Here is a 15591-nt window from a genome sequence, read left to right as displayed (position 1 = left end):
GTTAGACGCTCTCTTCGAGCTCCTGCAGGCTCTCCGCGAGCGCGGACATCGCGGGCTCGGGCTCCTGCTGCTGTGCGATCACGGCGTTGACGCTACCGGCGATCTGCGACGACTGGTCCGGCCAGACGACGGTCACCGGCCGCGGGATGGCGTTCTCGCCGGCGATCCGAAGCGTCTCCAGGTGCGGGCCCCACGGGTCCACGTCGCCGACGTTCTCGGGGTCGAACAGCCGCCGGTCGCCGGTGAGGTAGCCGAGTTCGCTGAACTGGAACGTGCGGAAGCTCTGCTGCATCGTCGCCTCGATCACCTGGACCGCGGCGTCGACGTTCTGTGAGTTGGGGTTGACCGTGAGGTGCCACCCGCCCAGCGCCGAGGCGGTGCCGCCGATACCCTCGTACTCGGATTCGTCCTCGCTCACCGCGTAGGGGATCGGCATCGTCCCGAGGTCGTCGGGCGAGAGGTCCTCGGACTCCTCGAAGGCGGTCGCCGCCTCGAAGATGCCGCTGGGCCAGTAGCGCAGGGCGACGGCGTTGCCGTTCGTAAAGGGCGACAGCGACGGTCCCTCAGTCCACTCGAGGACGGCGTTGGGGGAGATCTGCTGGTAGCCGTCCAGCGCGAACTCGTCGTCGGAGCCGTGGATGAGCGTCCGGATCATCCGCAGCGCCTGGTGGACGGGCTCCTCGTTCACCGTGACCGGGCGGTCGCCGACTGGGCCGAACAGCGTGTCGCGGCCGCCGAAGTAGGCGCCGCCCCAGGTCGACATGAACTCGTTGAACGTGCAGCAGGAGAGGCCGACGTAGTCGGTCCCCTGCCAGTTGAAGCCGTACTCCACGTCGGCGTTGCCGTGAGTCTCGGCGATGACCTCCGAGAAGCGCTGCCAGGTCATCGGCTCGGTCGCCCAGCTCTCGCCCTCGGGGTCGAAGCCGGCGTCGGTCACCAGGTCCTTCCGGTACTGGATCGTGGGGAAACCGACCTGCCAGGGGACGCCGTACAGTTCGCCCCGCGGGCCGCCGCCCCCGCCGGCCTCCGTGTCGGTGTCGGTCGCGCCGCCGCCGACCGCCTGGGCGGGGGCCCGCGCACTCTCCAGCGGCGCCTCGAAGTAGTACTCGTCGAGCATCGACTGGGCGTCCTGGGAGAGGCGCTCGCTGAGGTTGACCAGCTGGTCGCGGACGATGAAGGGGATCGTCCACCCGCTGTCCATCCGGAAGATGTCGGGCGTCTCGCGGCCGGCGTTGAGCCAGCTGCGGTACTGGGCCTGCACGTCGCCGGAGATCTCCGAGGTCGAGAGGAAGGTGACCTCGATGTCCTCGGAGAGGCCGGCGTCGTACAGCGCCTGGCGGGTGTCCTCCGCGCGGTCGGTGACGTTCGACGGCATCGCCATCTCGACCGTCGCGCCGTCGCCGCCGTCGCCGCCGTCGCCGGTGCCGTTCGTTTCGTTGCCCCCGCCGGGCCCCGCGCCGTTCTGACAGCCGGCGAGCCCGACCGCGCCGGCCGCGCCGACGGCCTTGACGAAGCGCCGCCGCGAACTCGACGGTCCGGCCCCGCTCTCCGCTCCCGACGATGAGTCGTGCGACATACCTCCCACGATCGATCCTGCGAGACTAAGGTATAGTCCGGCATCCGCTGACACGCTCGGAATAACCCCGGGTTACCGCCGCTCCCGCTGTCGAAACGGTCGCCGCCGACTTGATGACGGGAGTCCGACACACACCATGGAACTCGTCGCCCACCGCGGCTCTCCCGACCACGGCCCGGAGAACACCGCCGCGGCCGTCGCGGCGGCCGCCCGCCACCTCCCCGCCGTCGAGGTCGACCTCCGGCGTTGCGGGTCGGGCGAACTCGTCGCCGCCCACGACGAGCGCGTCGACGGCTTCACCGACGGGACCGGCCGCGTCGCCGACCTCGATCTGGACGCACTGCGCGAACTGCGCGTCGCCGGGTCCGACGAGTCTGTCGCCACCTTCGCCGAGATCCTCGACGCTGTCCCCGCCGCGGTGACGCTGCAGGTCGAGCTCAAGGAGCCCGGACTGTGGCGCGACGTGCGGGCGGCGCTGGCAGCGGACGACCGTTCGAACGCCCGGCTCTCATCGTTCTCGGCGCCGGCGCTGGCCGAGATCGCGCGCTCCGACTGGGACCCCGAGGCCGGTCTCCTGTTCGGCGCCCACCCGACTGCGAACCTGGATCTCGCGACCTGCCTGGACTGTGCGAACGTCCACCCGCACGCGCGACTGTGCCTCGACCCCGGCGGCCGCGCGCTCGTCGAGCGGGCCCACGACGCCGGATTCGGCGTCTACGCGTGGGGACTCGAAGCGGCGGCCGACGAGCGCGCCGGCGACGGAGCGGACCCTGCGGCCGACGACCGGGAGCGCCGCGCGACGGTGGTCCGGGCGCTGGCCGACCGCGGCGTCGACGGCGTGACGACCGACACCTGGGACCTCCCCGAGCCATAGCGACCGCCTACGCCCGGTAACTGTCGCCTACGGGTCGAAACCGACGACATCCTCAAGCGACCGACCGCCCAATCGCGGGCCATGCGACGACCCGGGGAGACCGACCCACAGATGCGAGCGGCGCCCGCGGACTCGGTGTCGGGAACGGACGACGCGAGGGGCGACCGGCCGGCCCCGTCGACGCTCGCCGACGCGACGACGGCCGACGGCGAAGCGGTCCTCGCCGACCTGGTCGACGCGGGCGTCGTCGAGGGGACCGACGACGCCCGACTCGCCGACGGGTTCGACGAGCGCCGGCGGGCGGAGATCGAGCGGCTCCGTGGGCTCCCGTCCGAGGAGCTCGCGGCCGCGACGCTGGCGGTGGCGCCCGCCGCGACGAGCGCGACGGCGGTCACCGAGGGCGACCGCGCGTTCGTCGTCCTCTCGGACGGCTCCGGCGAACCGGCGGGCGAGGTGTGGGTCCGCCGGCCGGTGGCGGTCGCGGAGACGGCCGCCGCGCGGGCGCTGGCCGCGACCACCGACCTCGACCCCGGGCGCCGCGCCGTCGCCGCCCACGGCCTGTCGGTCTTCCTCGACGCCTGCCCGGTCTGCGACACCGACCTCGAAGCCCGCAAGGCCGGCGGTTGCTGCGGCCCGCCGCGCACCGACGCCGAGGGCCACCCGCTGCGGGCGCTCGTCTGTACGGACTGCCGGGCGCAGTTCGTCGCCTTCGAGTAGGCGCGGCGCGACTCGTCGGGCGTGACCCGCTACCTGCTCGCGACCGCGTCGGTCCACACGACCGCCGCGGCCGCCGACTACCTCGCCGACCGGCTCTCGGCGGACGACGAGGTCGTCGTCCTGACCGTCGACGAACCCGCTCTCGACGGCCGGGACGCCGGCGACGCCGCCAACGTCGCCCGTTCCCGACTGTTACCCGCGACCGTCGAGGTGCTGGAGCGCGAGGGCAGGCCCGCCGAGGAAATCCGGACCGTCCTCGCCGAGCGAGACGCCGACGTGCTCCTCCTCGGACCGCGGCGGGGCGACCCGGCGGCGAGCGGCGAGGGCGACGACTCGATCATGGGCGCCGCCCCCGGCTCGACGGTTCGCGCGCTGCTCGGTCGTGTGGGCGTGCCGGTCGTGGTCGTGCCGGTGCCCGAACTGTCGGAATCCGCCTGACGACGCGGTTCCCCTAGCCCCGTCGATCGTCGGGCGAGTCGCTCCCAGCGGCCGCGCCGGTCAGCGGGCAGTCGCTCCGTTCAGTCGTCCTCGGCCGCGGCCCCGATGTCGGCGCCGTCGGCCTCGATGCTCCCCATGTCGGGCGCGGTCCGCTCGCCGCGGGCGGACTGGACCTTGCCGACCGCGACGGCGCAGACGTAGATCGCCACGGCGAAGAGGACGATGACCCCGCCGGCCGTGACGCCGCCGTAGTAGGCGGCGGCGATGCCCAGCAACACCGCCAGCTCCGCGAGGACGACCGAGACCACGAGCGACTCGGAGAAGCTCCGGGACACCTGGGTCGCGCCGGCGACCGGCACCACGAGCATCGCCGCGACGAGGATGACGCCCATGATCTGCATCGCGCCGACGACGACCATCGCCGTCAGCATCACCATCACCCGGTTGTACCAGTTGACGGGGATCCCCGAGACCTCGGCCGCGGTCTCGTCGAAGGTGACGTACAGCAGCTGGTTGCGCGTGACCGCGACCGTGCCGACGATGACGGCGAACAGCACGAGGAGGATCGCCGCGCTCTGGGGCGACACCGTCGAGAGGTTGCCGAAGAGGAACTGGTTGACGCCGACGGCGAGCCCCCCCGCGTTGAGGCTGATGAGCGTCGTCCCCAGGGCGAACCCCGTCGAGAGGACGATGGCCATCGACACGTCGTTGTAGGCGTCGGTGACCTCCGAGATGAGTTCGATGCAGAGCGCGGCGATCATCGCCACGACGACCGCGGTGAGGTAGGGCGATACCCCCAGGTCGATGACAGCGTTGAGGAACAGCCCGACGGCGACACCGGCGAACCCGGTGTGGGCCAGGGCGTCGCCGATGAGCGCGAGCTGGCGGTGGACGAGGAAGGTTCCGATGAGCGGCGCCATCACGCCGACGCAGAGTCCGACGAGGATCGCCCGGTGCATGAACCGGTAGCGCGGGTTTAGCATCTCCAGCCCGGTGAAGTAGTACACCCAGTCCATCAGCCAGTACCACTGCTCCAGGACCCACAGGAGGACCCCGAAGACGAGCTCGCCGACTGCGCCCAGGCCGCCCTGCAGGGGAAGGACCACCGACGGGTCCGCGGCGGCGAGGACAGTCGCCAGCAACGCGGCCGCCACGTCCGCGCTCATTCGGACACCCCCGCGAGCGACCGCGCGCCGGTCCCGAACGCCCGGGCCAGCGCGTCGCTGTCGACGAACTCGTCGGTCGGGCCGTCGAAGTACACCTCGCGGTTGAGGCAGACGACGCGGTCGGCGTGCTCGACGACCGCCCCGAGGTCGTGCTCGATGAGGAGGACGGTGATCCCCTCGGCGTTGAGCGTCGCCAGCAGGTCGTAGAAGGCGTCGACCGACTCGGCGTCGACGCCGACGGTCGGCTCGTCCAGGACGAGCAGGTCGGCCTCGCCCGCCAGCGCCCGCGCGATGAACGCGCGCTGGCGCTGGCCGCCCGACAGCTCGGTGATGCGGCGGTCGGCGAACCCGCTCATCCCGACGGTCGCCAGCGCGTCGTCGACGACGGCCCAGTCCTCCCTGGACAGCCGGCCGAACCCGACGTGGGGGAACCGGCCCATCTTCACCACCTCGCGGACGGTGATGGGCATCCCCGTCGCGGCGCTGGCCCGCTGGGCGACGTACCCGATCCGCTCGCCGTCGTCGAAGCGGTCGGCGCGGTCGCCGAACAGTCGAGCGGTTCCCGCGTCGGGTTCGAGCAGCCCGAGCATCAACTGCATCAGCGTCGACTTGCCGGAGCCGTTCGGTCCCACGATAGCGACGTACTCGCCCGCCTCGACGGTCAGCGACACGTCCTCGACCACGGGCGTCGCCGTGTAGCCGAAGGTGACGTTCGCGAGGTCGACGACCGGCTCGCCGGCCGTGTCGTCGGTCCCGGTGGTCGTTCGTTCGTCCGCGTCGGTCCCGCTCACCGAATCGGTGTCCTGCGTGGTCATACTGGTTCGAAGTTCCGCCACTGTTCGAGCCACTCGGCCGACGGGGCCGCCTCCTCGGGCATCTCGTTGCCGAGGACGATCTCGAAGGTGGGCATGTTGATGTTGTAGGCGATCTCCTCGTAGCCCCAGTCCTCAGCGACCCACTCCTCGCGGACGCCGGCGTACGGCGTCACGGGGAAGTACGCCGCCACCGCCGTCTCGCGGACGAGCTGGCGCGCGGGCCGCTGGGACTCGAAGACGCCGTTGGCGATGTAGCGGATGTCGTTCTCGCGGATGACCCGCTCGGCCTCGCGGATGTCGGCCGGCTTCACGTCCCCGCTGGCCGCGAGGTTCGTCACCAGCGGCCGCATCTCGACGCCGTAGCGCACACCGAGGTACTGGAAGGCGTTGTGCGCGGCCAGCTGGACGATGTCGCGGTCGGACCGGCCGAAGATGGCCTCGTAGTCGGCGTCGATACGGTCGAGCACGTCCGACTTGTACGTCTCCGCGTTCTCGCAGACGGCGTCGGCGTGCTCCGGGACGATCTCCGCGAACCTGTCGGCGATGTTGTCGACGGACTGCTTGGCGCGCCGCGGGTCCAGCCAGAAGTGCGGATCCTTCCCGCGCTGGGCGCCGACGCCCTCCTCGTCGCGGTCCAGCGACGCCGCGAGGTCCACCAGTTCGATCCCCTCCCGGACGTTGATCAGCGCCGTGTCCACGTCGTCGCCCTCGATGGTCTCGATGGCGCGGTCGGCCCACGGCTGGAAGTCCGCGCCGACGTGGACGAACGCGTCCGCCTCGATGATGCGCTGGGTGATGCTGGCGTTTGGCTCCCACCCGTGGCCGTGCAGCCCCGCCGGGACGAGGTTCTCCACCGTCAGCGGGGTCCCCTCGGCGACCTGCCGACCGAAGTCGAAGAAGCTGAAGAAGGACGCCACCGCGACCGGGTCGCCCCCGTCGTCGCCGCCCCCGGCCTCGACCGGCGCGCTCGGCAAGGCCGTGCAGCCGCCCAGCCCCGCCGCCAGCGCCGCACCGCCGGCGCGGAGCGCGTCCCGCCGCGTTACCCCTCGTCTGTCGTCTGTATCGAATGACATAGTTTGGCACCGAACTCGAAGATTAGACCCGTCTAATCTCTAGTTTGCCGACACCGTGTTTATAGGTTGCGGTCGGAGAAACGGCAGTGGCGAGGCACGCGACCGCGCGGAGACCGGTATCCGGTCTCCCGCGTGGACGGCCGAACCGACGCCTCGGTCGGTCTCACCGTTCGGAGAACGCTGGGGTGGCCGGCTGGCCCGTTGCGCCGGGCCGCTACAGCCGTTCGAGGACCGCGTCGGCGTCGTAGTTGAGCGTCAGCTCCCGCGAGCGGCCCCGCCCGTCCACGTCGGCGTAGCTGGCGGTGATGATCCCCAGCTGGTCGAGCTTGTTGGTCACCTCGGAGTAGCGGGTGTACCCGAGGCCGGTCTCGTCGTTGAACACGTCGTAGATGTCGCCCGCGCGCTTGCCGTCGTGTTCCGCGATCACCTCCAGCAGGGCGCTCTCGGCGTCGGACAGCTCCTGCAGCCGCCGCGAGAGGTGGACGTACTTGGACTTGTCGTAGGCCTTCTCGACGTCCTGCATCTCGATCTCCTTGCTCGCGCGCATCTCGGCGTTGAGCCCAGCCCGGCGCATCAGGTCGATGCCGACGCGCAGGTCGCCGCCCTGCTCCTCGGTGAACTCGGCGACGCGGTCGAGCACCGGCGCGGACATGACCCCCTCGTGGAACCCCCGGTCGACCCGCTCGTCGAGGATGTCGACGATCTCCGACTGGTCGTACTTCGGGAAGTACACGTCCTCCGGACGGAAGACGCTCTGGACCCGGGTGTCCAGCGCGTCGATCACGTCGAGGTCGAGGTCCGAGGAGATGCAGACGACGCCGATCTTCGCGCCGCCCTGCTCCTCGTGGGCGCGCAGCAGGGAGTAGAGGGTGTCGGAGGCCTCGTCCTCGTAGAAGAGGTAGTTCACGTCGTCGAGCGCCACCGCCAGCACGCGGTCGTCGGCGACCAGCTGGTCGGTGATCTGCGAGAACAGCTTCTTGAACGAGATGCCCGAGGAGGGCGGCTCGTAGTCGAACACCCCTTCAAATAGCCGCGAGAACACCGAGTACCGCGTGGAGTTGACCTGGCAGTTCACCCGCACGGTCTTCACGTCCGTCTGGGCGCGCAACTCGCCGAACAGCTTCTGGACGGCCGTGGTCTTCCCCGTCCCCGGCGGCCCGCGCGCGACGACGTTGAGCGGCCGCGACCCCCGGACCGCGGGACGCAGAGCGTACTTCAGCGTCTCCATCTGCGTGTCGCGGTGGAGAAACGTCTCCGGCAGGTAGTCGATCTCGAAGACGTGTTCGTCGCGGAACACCGACTCGTCCCACGACAGCATCCCCTCCTCGGGGTCCTCCGTCATTACTTTCACCACGCTCCCCGCGCCACTTAACCGTTTGCCAGTCGGGGCGAAAGTGGAACGCACGCCGAACGAACCGGTATCTTTCCGTGAGTTCCCGGTCGAAAACTGGTCGGTGTCCGGGAGTACTGCGCTCGGCTCGCCGGAAGTGAAACGGCGGGCGGCGGCCCGGCGGGCCGTGTCGGCGGCAGTGGATTGAAGCCGGTCCGGTGGGTGGGTCTCCCGGTATGGAGGCGACCGAGGCGACGCTCTGTCACCCCGTCGTCGACGGCGAGTTGTTGCTCATCCGGAAACAGCGCGGGCTCGGCGCCGGCAAGCTGGTGGGCCCCGGCGGGAAGGTCGAGGACGGCGAGACCGTCCGGGAGGCCGCCCGTCGAGAAGTTCGGGAGGAGTTGCGGGTCGAGCCGGTCGGCGTCGAGAAGCGCGGCGCGTTCGACTTTCACTTTCGAGACGGACGCGTCGACGACGACTCGATGCACGTCCACGTCTTCGTCGCCGAGGGGATCGAGGGAGAACCCGAGGCGACCGAGGAAGCGGCCCCGGAGTGGCACCCGGCGGACGCGGTGCCCTACGACGAGATGTGGGTCGACGACCGGGTGTGGCTCCCACACCTGATCGGCGGCGAGACCTTCCGCGGCGAGTTCGTGCTGAGCGACGACGGCGAGTCTCTGGTGCGCTACGAGATGGAGATCGGCGTTGCCGTGGAGTGAATCGCGGGGACCCGTCTCGCCCCGCTGGCGACTCGCCCGCGCCGGCGGAGGTTTTTTATATTACCTACGGTTATTCCGCGGCATGGACCTACCGACGCCGGCGGACCTGCGGGAGCGGCGGAACGAGCTGGGGCTGACTCAGAGCGACCTCGCCGACAGGGCGGACGTCTCGCAGCCGCTGATCGCGCGCATCGAGGGCGGGGACGTGGACCCGCGGCTGTCGACGCTGCGGCGGATCGTCAACGCGTTGCAGGAGGCGGAGGGGGCCATCCTCCGCGCGGAGGACCTGATGAACTCGCCGATCGTGAGCGTCGGGCCGGACGACTCCGTCCACGAGACCCAGGAGCTGATGGGCGAAGGCGGGTACTCGCAGGTGCCCGTCATCCGCGACGGGACGCCGCTGGGGCTGATCAGCCACTCGGACATCCGCCAGCGCTCGGGCGACTCGGAGGCCGACAACGTCGGCGACTACCCCGTCGACGAGATCAAGCGCGAGTCCATCGCGACCGTCGAGCCCGAGGCGACCATCGACGAGATCAACGACTACCTCAATCACAACGACGCCGTCCTCGTCGTCAAAGGCGGTGAGGCCGTCGGGATCATCACCGAGGCCGATATCGCCGCTCACCTCAGCTGAGTCCGCGCCGCCCGCAGTCCGGGCCGTCGCGTCCGCTCCGTCGCCCGGGGTCCCCACCGGCCGCCGTTCCTACTCCTCGTCCTCGTCGTCCGCCCCGACGTCGACGGGGATCGAGGTCTGTTCCGCCTCGCCGAAGCCGGCGCTGAGCACCCGCGTCAGCGCCTCCTCGACGCGCTCGTTGGTCTCCGTGTAGGAGTCGGGGTCGACCTCGACGACGAACCCGGTGGTGATGTTCGGCGCGGTCGGGAGAAAGAGCACGTCGCGGCCGTCGTCGGTTGTCTGTCCGGTCTTGAACGCCGTCATCCGCATCCCCTGCCAGGTCTCGATCTTCACGGGTTCCTGGAGCTCGTCGGCGCCGGAGACGACCGTCTCGACCGCCATCTTCGAGGCGTTGTAGACCACGCGCAGGCCGGGGAGCTGGTTCATGACGCGGTCGATCCCGCTCTCGATCACGTCGCCGAACGTCGTCCGCATCAGGTAGCCCAGCGAGAAGACCACGAGCACGAAGATGACCAGCGTCAGCGCGACGCGGAGCGGCTCCTGAACGTTCAGCGAGAGGTTCCAGAGCTCGATCTCCTGGCTGTCGACCGGCAGCGGCACGGCGGTCAGCGCCAGGTACAGCCAGACGATGATGTAGGCCGTCACCAGCAGCGGCACGAGGATCACCAGCCCGCTGGCGAAGTCGCGCTTCCACGATGCCGAACTCATCTGCGGGTATCTGCCCGCCGAACCGTAGTAAGCGTGTCCCTTCAGGCCGCGGACACGAACGGCCGGCGACCGGACAGGTGCCGAGGGCCGGCGGCCGGACGGCCGGCGACTGGACGAAGGGGACCGGTGGGGAACGGCCCGGTTCTCAGCCGCTCACGACCGCCCGTAGCGCGAACGCGAGGTTCTCCTTCCGTTCGAGCACCCGCCGGTAGAAGTAGGAGAGCCACTTCGAGCCGTAGGGGGCGTACTGCCACACCTCCCGCTCGTCGGACAGATCGTACTGGGCGTCCTCGCGGACGCCCATCAGCATCTGCACCTCGTAGGGCGTCCCGTGCTCGTCGTGCAACTCCTCGGCCAGCGCGATCATCTCGGGGTCGTGACTCCCCACCGCCACCCCGTCGTCGAACGCCTCGAACACGTATTCGAGGCAGTCCCGGTAGGCCTCGTTCACCCGCGACTTCTCCCGGTAGGCCACCGCCTCCGGGGGGTCGTAGGCTCCCTTGACCAGCCGGACCTTTCCCGGCAGGTCGGCCAGCCGTTCGAGGTCCTCGCGCGTGCGCCTGAGGTTCGCCTGGACGCAGACGCCGACGCCCCCGCCTGTTTCGCGGGCGTGGCGCTCGAAGGCGTCTAACGTCGCGTCGGTGGTCGTGTGGTCCTCCATGTCGATCCAGACGAACACCCCGCGTTCGTCCGCCCGTTCGACCACTCGTCCGAGGTTCTCCCGGAACACCTCCTCGCCCACGTCGAGGCCGAGCTGGGAGGGCTTCACCGAGATGCAGGCTCGCAGGTCCGTCCGCGCCAGGTCGTCGACCAGCTCGCAGTAGGCCGCGGCGTCCGCGTCGGCCGGGTCGCGCTCCTCGTAGTGCTCGCCCAGGAGATTGAGGATCACCCCGACCCCGCGCTCGTTGGTCTGGCGGGCGTGTTCCAGCGCCGCCGGCGCCGTCTCCCCGGCGACGAAGCGACTCGCTATCGGCGGAAGCATACTGGTAAGTATTGCCGCCGATGTGAAAGGGATACCGGCGTCGCGTCCGGCAACGGGCAAGGTACTCGAACGCGGGCGCGGAGCGCCGACGCGAACCACGGCGACTTAAGAAGCGCGGGACTGTCGGCGTCGGTATGGATCTGGTCACGGTGGTCGTCACGGCGCTGTGGGCGATGGGGCCCGCGTACGTGCCGAACAACGCGGCGGTGCTGGCCGGCGGCGGCCGCCCCATCGACGGCGGTCGCACCTGGGGCGGCCGGCGCGTCCTCGGCGACGGCAAGACCTGGCGCGGGACCGCCGCCGGCACCGCCGCCGGCGTCGCGCTCGCGCTCGCCCTGAACGCCGGGTCCGGCGCCATCGCGGACCTGCTCGGCGTCCCCGCGGTTGAGTTCCCGCTGGCGGCCGCCGTCGGACTGGCGCTTGGTGCGATGCTCGGGGACATCGGCGCCTCCTTTATTAAGCGCCGGAGCGGTCGCGAGCGCGGCGCGCCCTTCCCCGGCGTCGACCAGCTGGACTTCGTCGTCGGCGCGCTCGCGCTGGCGGCCGTCCTCGACTTCGAGTGGGTGACCGCGACGTTCACCCCGCCGGTGCTGGTGACCGTGCTGGTCGTGACGCCACTGTTGCACGTCGTCACCAACGGCATCGCCTACCTCATCGGCGCCAAGGACGAACCCTGGTGAGCCGATACCGCCTCTTTCCGGCTCTGCGCGCGATTTTTCTCGCGCCTGCGCCGCTGCGGGCACCCCGGGTCGAAAACAGCGAAGCCGGATGCGAGGAAGCGACCGAGTTGCCAGTAAATCAGGGTTTCCGACGCGCGGACACCCGGTGAAATCAGCAGACGGAGAGGATGACCGCGGCCGTCCGAACGTCTCGACCGACCGGCGGCGGTCAGGTGTCAGCGTTCGCTTCCGGGACAGTGACCGACTCGTCGGCGCGCGCGTCTTCGAGAATTGACTGCACGCAGTCCGACTTGGCGTCGTTGTAGCCGTCGATGTTCTCGGGGTGGGCGGCCGCGGCCTCGCGTTTGACCGACTCGTACTCGGCCCTGGCTTCCGGATAGCGCCGGAGGTACTCCCGGAAGCGCAGGTTTCGCTGCCACTCCTCGCGCGACTCCGGGATCAGATGCAGGTTGTACGCCTGCCCGTCGTCGTCCTCGCGCTGCAGCAGAAGCCAGTCGCCCGGGACGTGGCTGATCTCGTAGCCGAACCACGTCGAGAGCCGGTCGACGTTCCCGACCAGCCCGTCCGAATCACCGACGACAGCCATGCAGTCGACGATCGGTTTCGCGGCCAGCCCCGGAACGGACGTGCTTCCGATGTGGTCGATCCGGGTCGCGTACTCCTCGACGAGTGGACCGATGCGGTCGCGTTCCGCCCGGAAGCGGTCGCTCCACGCCGGGTCGTGATCGACGATCTCGATCGGCGTCTCGTCCATCGGACGGCGTACTTGTGAGACAGTCAAAGGTTTTCTGCATCCTGGCGTCGGCGCCGTCCGGCGGGCAACGCGGCGGGTCCGCCGGAGTTCGGAGTCGAGGGCGACCGACACAGGTGCCCCGAACGGGCGCTACTCGTCGCTGCGGCGTCCGGGTGTGGAGAGACAGGAACTGGGACCGAGCGATCCCGGAAGTGGTGTCCTTTTCACGGCGGGCCGACCACTGAGAGGTAATGAGTACGACGCTCCGGCTGGGGACGCGCGGGTCCGACCTGGCGCTGCGCCAGGCCGCCAGTATCAAAGAACGGCTGGAGAACCGCCGCTTCGACGTGGAACTCGTCGAGGTCGAGACCACGGGCGACCAGATCACCGACGAGGCCATCCACGAGCTGGGCAAGACCGGCGCGTTCGTCCGCGCGCTCGACGAGGAGGTGCTCGACGGCGACTGCGACGCCGCCGTCCACTCGATGAAGGACATGCCCACGGAGATGCCCGAGGACATGGTCGTCGCGGGCGTCCCCGAGCGGGCCGCGCCGCGGGACGTGCTGGTCACCCGCGACGGCGCTTCCCTCTCGGGGCTCCCGGAGGGCGCGACGGTCGGCACGTCCAGCCTCCGCCGGGGCGCGCAGTTGCTCGCCGAGCGCGACGACCTGGACGTGCAGCCCCTGCGCGGGAACGTCGACACGCGCATCCAGAAGCTACTCGCGCCGCCGCTGTTGGCCGAACACGAGCGCCGCGTCGCCGCCGAAGCCGACGAGGCGGTCGAGGAGCTGGCCGAGTACAAGCACCTGAACGACGGCGACGAGGGTGACGACGAGGACGGTGACGACGATGACGACTCCGAGTACGACCGCACGGTCGAGGAGTGGTTCGAGGACCTGACGGAACTGGAGCGGCGGGCGCTCGAACAGGACCCGGACGTGGAATACGACGCCATCGTCCTCGCGGAGGCGGGGCTGGAGCGGGCGGGGCTGCTCCACCACGTCGAACACCGGCAGCTGAACCCCGACGAGTTCGTCCCGGCGCCGGGCCAGGGGACGCTGGCGGTCACGGCCAGGGACGGCGACCTCGCGGCGGACCTGCGGAGCGTGCTGGACCACCCGCCGACGCGCGTCGAGGCGACCGTCGAGCGAACAGTGTTGGACGAACTCGGCGGCGGTTGCGTCGCACCTATCGGGATCTACGCCGTCCTCCAGGGGTCGGTCGTCCGGGCCTCCGTCCGGGTGCTCGACCGCGAGGGCGACGAGGAGATCCGCGAGACGCGCGAGTTGCCCGTCCAGCGGCACGCCCGGGCCGCTCGCGAGTTCGCGGCGGACCTGGCCGACGCGGGGGCCGCCGACATCATCGAGCGCGCCCGCCGGGACGCCGGCGAGGAGAGCGGCGCCGCCAGCGCCTCGCCGGACACGCCCGACGGGGACGGCGACGGGAAGGGCGCCGACGACAGCGCGGGTGAGAACGCGTGACCGGGACCGTCTACCTCGTCGGCTCCGGCCCGGGCGACCCCGACCTGCTGACCGTCAAGGCCCGGCGCCTGCTGGAGGAGGCCGACGTGGTGTTGCACGACAAGTTGCCCGGCCCCGAGATCCTCGGGCTGATCCCCGAGGAGAAACGCGAGGACGTGGGCAAGCGGGCGGGCGGCGACCGGACGCCCCAGTCGGTCACCAACGAGCGGCTGGTCGAACTCGCGGAGGACGGGAAGACCGTCGTCCGGCTGAAGGGCGGCGACCCGTTCGTCTTCGGCCGCGGCGGCGAGGAGGCCGCCTACCTCGCGGACCACGGGGTCCCCTTCGAGGTCGTCCCGGGCGTCACCTCGGCCATCGCCGGCCCGGCGGTCGCGGGGATCCCCGCGACCCACCGCGACCACGCCTCCTCCGTCTCGTTCGTCACCGGTCACGAGGACCCGACGAAAGAGGAGTCCGCGGTCGACTGGGACGCGCTCGCGGCGACGGGCGGGACCATCGTCGTCCTGATGGGCGTCGGCAAACTGCCCGACTACACCGCCGCGCTCCGGGCGGCCGGGATGGACGCCGATACGCCCGTCGCCCTGGTCGAGCGGGCGACCTGGCCGGACCAGCGGGTCGCGACCGGCACGCTCGACACTATCGTCGACGCCCGCGACGAGGCCGGGATCGAACCGCCCGCGGTCACCGTGATCGGGGAGGTGGCCGGCGAGCGCGAGCGGGTCGTCGAGTTCCTCCGGGGCTACGGGAGCGACGCGCCCGGGGACGGCAACGGCGCGCCTGACGGCGACGCCGCGAGGGCGGCCGACGGGGTCGAGTCGAACGGAGGGAGCGACCGATGAGCGCCGCCGACCGCCCGCGGGTCGCCGTCTTCCGGCCGCCCGACGAGCGGATCGACGCCGCCGTGGAACTGCTCGAATCGCTGGGCGCCGACCCCGTCGCGGACCCGATGCTGGCCGTGGACCCGACGGGCGCGGCCCCCCGGACGGACGCCGACTACGTCGTGTTCACCAGCAAGACCGGCGTCGAACTCGCGGCCGGCGAGCGCGCCGACGAGGGCGGCCCCGCGGAGCGCTGGGAGCCCGGCGACGCGACCGTCTGCGCCATCGGCGAGCCGACCGCCGACGCGCTCCGGGCGCGCGACTACCGCGTCGACCGGGTGCCCGCGGAGTTCTCCTCGTCGGGACTCGTTGCGGAACTCGAAGCCGAGGTCGCGGGCGCCCGCGTCGAGGTGGCCCGCTCGGACCACGGCTCGGCGGTCCTGCTCACCGGGCTCGAAGACGCCGGCGCGTACGTCCACGAGACGGTGCTCTACCGGCTGGAGCGGCCCGCCGACGCCGGCGACTCGGCGGAGCTGGCCGCCGAGGGGCACCTCGACGGCGCCCTCTTCACCTCGTCGCTGACCGTCCGGCACTTCCTCGCAGCGGCCGACGAGCGGGGCGTCCGCGCTGAGGCCGTCGAGGGGCTTGCCGACGCGGTGGTGGGCGTCATCGGCGACCCCACGGCCGACACCGCGGCCGACGCCGGCGTCGCAGTCGACGTGGTCCCCGAGGTCGCCGACTTCGAGGCGCTGGCGGAGGCGGTCGTCGACGCGGTGGACTCGTAGCCCCGGCCTCCGCGCGTCCGTTCGGTCCGGGCAACTGTCTCAATAGCCGACAATACCGC

17 protein-coding genes are annotated in these 15591 nt (G+C 71.0%); 9 read left to right on the top strand and 8 right to left on the bottom strand.

The features are described from left to right. Position 1: 1 nt before the first annotated feature. Positions 2–1576, bottom strand: a complete 1575-nt coding sequence (locus ACMGFI_RS04610; protein ID WP_436907694.1) for an extracellular solute-binding protein — start codon at positions 1574–1576, stop codon at positions 2–4. Positions 1577–1712: 136 nt separating this feature from the next. Between ACMGFI_RS04610 and ACMGFI_RS04605 the strand changes: the two genes are divergently transcribed. The 3 genes from ACMGFI_RS04605 to ACMGFI_RS04595 all read left to right on the top strand — a co-directional run bounded on the left by ACMGFI_RS04605 (position 1713) and on the right by ACMGFI_RS04595 (position 3605). Continuing rightward, positions 1713–2450 (top strand): glycerophosphodiester phosphodiesterase, encoded by a 738-nt coding sequence (locus ACMGFI_RS04605; RefSeq protein WP_436907691.1) that lies wholly within the window; start codon positions 1713–1715, stop codon positions 2448–2450. An 81-nt stretch (positions 2451–2531) separates the two neighbouring features. Next, positions 2532–3167: a DUF8054 domain-containing protein gene (locus tag ACMGFI_RS04600; RefSeq protein ID WP_436907688.1), complete on the top strand. Its 636-nt coding sequence runs from the start codon at positions 2532–2534 to the stop codon at positions 3165–3167. Between the two features lie 21 nt (positions 3168–3188). Next, positions 3189–3605 (top strand): universal stress protein, encoded by a 417-nt coding sequence (locus ACMGFI_RS04595; RefSeq protein ID WP_436907687.1) that lies wholly within the window; start codon positions 3189–3191, stop codon positions 3603–3605. 80 nt (positions 3606–3685) lie between these two features. Here ACMGFI_RS04595 and ACMGFI_RS04590 read toward each other — a convergent pair whose 3' ends face one another. The 4 genes from ACMGFI_RS04590 to ACMGFI_RS04575 form a co-directional block, all read right to left on the bottom strand. Beyond that, entirely contained in the window at positions 3686–4771 is a 1086-nt protein-coding gene (locus ACMGFI_RS04590; protein ID WP_436907686.1) for a metal ABC transporter permease, read from the bottom strand. Further along, positions 4768–5586 carry a metal ABC transporter ATP-binding protein gene (locus ACMGFI_RS04585; RefSeq protein ID WP_436907685.1) on the bottom strand — a complete coding sequence of 273 codons (819 nt, stop codon included), beginning with the start codon at positions 5584–5586 and terminating at the stop codon, positions 4768–4770. Before ACMGFI_RS04585 ends, ACMGFI_RS04590 begins: the two co-directional genes overlap by 4 nt. Next, entirely contained in the window at positions 5583–6659 is a 1077-nt protein-coding gene (locus ACMGFI_RS04580) for a metal ABC transporter substrate-binding protein (protein ID WP_436907684.1), read from the bottom strand. Before ACMGFI_RS04580 ends, ACMGFI_RS04585 begins: the two co-directional genes overlap by 4 nt. A 214-nt stretch (positions 6660–6873) precedes the next feature. After that, positions 6874–8001 carry an ORC1-type DNA replication protein gene (locus ACMGFI_RS04575; RefSeq protein WP_436907682.1) on the bottom strand — a complete coding sequence of 376 codons (1128 nt, stop codon included), beginning with the start codon at positions 7999–8001 and terminating at the stop codon, positions 6874–6876. A 224-nt stretch (positions 8002–8225) separates the two neighbouring features. Here ACMGFI_RS04575 and ACMGFI_RS04570 point away from each other — a divergent pair, with 224 nt between their 5' ends. Next, on the top strand, positions 8226–8708 hold the full coding sequence (locus tag ACMGFI_RS04570) for an 8-oxo-dGTP diphosphatase (protein WP_436907681.1): 483 nt from the start codon (positions 8226–8228) through the stop codon (positions 8706–8708). Positions 8709–8790: 82 nt separating this feature from the next. Next, positions 8791–9345, top strand: coding sequence for a CBS domain-containing protein (locus ACMGFI_RS04565; RefSeq protein WP_436907679.1), 555 nt, complete (start codon positions 8791–8793; stop codon positions 9343–9345). 69 nt (positions 9346–9414) lie between these two features. On the opposite strand, the gene ACMGFI_RS04560 is transcribed toward ACMGFI_RS04565, so the two are convergent. Both ACMGFI_RS04560 and ACMGFI_RS04555 read right to left on the bottom strand, forming a co-directional pair. Continuing rightward, positions 9415–10053, bottom strand: a complete 639-nt coding sequence (locus tag ACMGFI_RS04560; RefSeq protein ID WP_436907678.1) for a DUF502 domain-containing protein — start codon at positions 10051–10053, stop codon at positions 9415–9417. Between the two features lie 145 nt (positions 10054–10198). Beyond that, complete coding sequence (locus ACMGFI_RS04555; protein ID WP_436907676.1) at positions 10199–11035, bottom strand: proline dehydrogenase family protein; 837 nt, start codon at positions 11033–11035, stop codon at positions 10199–10201. A gap of 134 nt (positions 11036–11169) precedes the next feature. On the opposite strand from ACMGFI_RS04555, the gene ACMGFI_RS04550 reads away from it, so the two are divergent. Then, the gene (locus tag ACMGFI_RS04550) at positions 11170–11715 is read left to right on the top strand and encodes a CDP-2,3-bis-(O-geranylgeranyl)-sn-glycerol synthase (RefSeq protein ID WP_436907674.1); all 546 of its coding nucleotides are present in this window, start codon (positions 11170–11172) and stop codon (positions 11713–11715) included. A gap of 208 nt (positions 11716–11923) precedes the next feature. Here the strand turns inward: ACMGFI_RS04550 and ACMGFI_RS04545 are convergent, their stop codons facing one another. Then, complete coding sequence (locus ACMGFI_RS04545) at positions 11924–12469, bottom strand: GrpB family protein (protein ID WP_436907673.1); 546 nt, start codon at positions 12467–12469, stop codon at positions 11924–11926. A gap of 230 nt (positions 12470–12699) precedes the next feature. On the opposite strand from ACMGFI_RS04545, the gene hemC reads away from it, so the two are divergent. The 3 genes from hemC to ACMGFI_RS04530 are packed head-to-tail and all read left to right on the top strand — an operon-like array spanning position 12700 to position 15532. After that, complete coding sequence (gene hemC, locus ACMGFI_RS04540; RefSeq protein WP_436907672.1) at positions 12700–13929, top strand: hydroxymethylbilane synthase; 1230 nt, start codon at positions 12700–12702, stop codon at positions 13927–13929. Then, the gene (cobA, locus tag ACMGFI_RS04535) at positions 13926–14768 is read left to right on the top strand and encodes a uroporphyrinogen-III C-methyltransferase (protein WP_436907671.1); all 843 of its coding nucleotides are present in this window, start codon (positions 13926–13928) and stop codon (positions 14766–14768) included. Before hemC ends, cobA begins: the two co-directional genes overlap by 4 nt. Next, positions 14765–15532: a uroporphyrinogen-III synthase gene (locus tag ACMGFI_RS04530; protein ID WP_436907670.1), complete on the top strand. Its 768-nt coding sequence runs from the start codon at positions 14765–14767 to the stop codon at positions 15530–15532. Before cobA ends, ACMGFI_RS04530 begins: the two co-directional genes overlap by 4 nt. Positions 15533–15591: the final 59 nt, after the last annotated feature.

This window comes from Halosimplex marinum (assembly GCF_051414075.1).
Taxonomy (GTDB): domain Archaea; phylum Halobacteriota; class Halobacteria; order Halobacteriales; family Haloarculaceae; genus Halosimplex; species Halosimplex marinum.
The sequence above is the reverse complement of the archived record's forward strand: the minus strand, read 5'-3'. Positions and strand labels throughout refer to the sequence as shown.